General features: G+C 48.3%; 2 protein-coding genes. Both read left to right on the top strand.

Features of this window, described 5'->3' with window-relative positions; all coding sequences use genetic code 11:
• The first annotated feature begins 156 nt into the window (after positions 1 to 156).
• Positions 157 to 1,632, top strand: coding sequence for a hypothetical protein (locus C7389_RS24620; protein WP_133595303.1), 1,476 nt, complete (start codon positions 157 to 159; stop codon positions 1,630 to 1,632).
• Between the two features lie 154 nt (positions 1,633 to 1,786).
• Positions 1,787 to 2,113 (top strand): hypothetical protein, encoded by a 327-nt coding sequence (locus C7389_RS25020; protein ID WP_162851837.1) that lies wholly within the window; start codon positions 1,787 to 1,789, stop codon positions 2,111 to 2,113.
• Positions 2,114 to 2,236: the final 123 nt, after the last annotated feature.

Raw genomic sequence — 2,236 nt, 5'->3', positions numbered from 1 at the left:
CCCTAGCATCCGCCGTCGCGGCGGTTCAGTCCAACGAGGTTTATCCGCCGCCATGCCGCCTTGCCTTCCTCCCACGTCGCCGCTGCGGCGGATAAACGCTATTCGTTAGGTTTTCTTAGCCAGACCTTGCGACTACCAGAAAATTGAAAGAGCCAAATGCAGGTTAGCGTCTACTTCTCTGATTACTTTGGTGTTGCACCAGAGGTGCTAGACGCCTACGGTGCGTTCAATATTTCACTAATCAACGATCTCCCGGTATTCATTGACCCATTCTTGCTTTTCAATAGCGACAAGCCGGAATATCAGAGCCTTCACGCTGGGATCATAAAATATGTTCGCTTCTTGCGCGAAATATCGGCGGAGGGCGAAATATCACCTGGACTCTTGCGATCCTGGTTCAGGTTTCCAGAAGTAAAACAAACATGGCTGGGGTACAGCAAAGTTGGGAACGGAGGCTCCGGGCTTGGCCAAGTATTTAGCACAGCACTCAACGACAATCTCCACTCGGTCTTTAGAGACTTTGGGGAAGAGAAAATCACCAAGAGCAGCCACCTTGAAAAACTTTGCCTCATTAAAGACGGAGTGGGTAAAGACAATATTAGCGACTTCGCAACCAATCTAATAAAAGGTTTCCTTTGCGAATACACGCAAAAATTTGCAAAACAACATTTGCATGCAAATAGAATTAAGCGCGTTCCAGTAACCCACACAAAGTTCAACTATGAAACGCGAAGTTGGCAAACGGCACACTATGAGCTGCCTTTTATTGATGGCGACTTCGTATTACTAACCCCGAAAGACCTCCTTACAAAGGATGAGGCATGGATAAACAAGCACGATCTCATTGGCGATTTCGACGAAGTCTCCGAATCGCTACCGAACGAGGTCCTTCGCAGTCAAGTCAACGAATATCTAGCTCGACAGATTCCGGACGACGCAAATCAAAAAGACATTAATCGTGCAGTGGCAGCGACACTTAGAAAATTCCCAGAACTGATCGACTACTACATCAAATTCAAAGAAGATAACGGCGCAGACGCAGTCAAGATCAGCGATGAAAAAATCAGGGAAACCGAGTCAGTTTTTATTTCTCAAGTCAGCAGCCTCATCACAAAGCTGCACTCAGAGAAAAATTTCTATGCCGAGCCAAACGACACGTTCGACGAAACCCTCAAGCGAGTTCACTTTTTAAAGCAAGTAATTGAGAACAACGACGGCTATAGAGTTTTTTATGTCAAAGGCCAACCCGTCAAGCGGGAGTCTGACCTACAGCTCATGTTCCGCCTCACCTGGTATGCAGCCCAAGATGATGTAAACAGTGAGGTCAATAATGGGAGAGGCCCGGTAGACTACAAAATATCAAGAGGCTCAAAGGACAGCACTCTTGTTGAATTCAAGCTCGCAAGCAACTCTAAGTTGAAGCAAAACTTGGAGAATCAAGTCGCGGTTTACGAGGCAGCAAATCAGACCAAGCAATCAATAAAAGTCATCATGTGCTTTTCTGAGATAGAGCTTGTAAAGACAGTACGCGTTCTGAATGAACTAAAGCTCACTGGATCAAAAGCCATTGTCGTGATTGATGCAGGTCGAGATAATAAGCTTTCCGCCTCCAACGTCAAGACCGATGAATAATCACTCGCTATCTCCGGGGCCTTCGCGAAAAAACCTAACTGGCGGTTCAACGCGGACGCCAACACTGGCAATGCCTTCGGCATTTTCATGGCCAGTGTTGGTGCCCTCCGCCTACGGCTTCGGCGCCGGTTAACCTGGGCGTTAGAAGGCACCAATGATTACTCGCTGGTACATTGAGGCACGCTCCGAAGAAAACTGGCTAAGCGTGAGCAATCTATTTGGCGCGTGGCTCGACAAGAACGCCTCACTGCAATCGTTTGGTTTCAGTGAGGGTGACGCTATTGAACATAGCGGCATTACGTTTCTATGTTTCAAATTTCCGGCACGTCACGGAGAAAACATCGCACTGTTTCCCCTGTGGGCAAAAGGCACGGGGCGACTGTTCGGTGGGGCAGAGAATGGAACCGTTCGCCTCAGTAACGGAGAGGAAATCACGCTCCCACCCGAGCCTGGGCTAGTCACTCCTTCCTGGTTAAAGTAGCGCATGAGCCACCAGCCTTCTAACCCGGCATATATGGCCTCCCCCATGAATCAAGACAGATCGTGTTTTTGACTTTCCGGGTTGAATCACCTGCAGTCGTATATCCGGCATCTGTGGTGGGTT

The sequence above is a fragment of the Azoarcus indigens genome (assembly GCF_004361735.1).
GTDB classification, from domain to species: Bacteria; Pseudomonadota; Gammaproteobacteria; order Burkholderiales; family Rhodocyclaceae; genus Azoarcus; species Azoarcus indigens.
This window is presented reverse-complemented; position numbering and strand designations above follow the sequence as displayed.

Bases quoted from the DNA above. Each gene is read 5' to 3' on its own strand.
- C7389_RS24620 (WP_133595303.1), top strand. From the start codon at position 157: ATGCAGGTTAGCGTCTACTTCTCTGATTACTTTGGTGTTGCACCAGAG.
- C7389_RS25020 (WP_162851837.1), top strand. From the start codon at position 1,787: ATGATTACTCGCTGGTACATTGAGGCACGCTCCGAAGAAAACTGGCTA.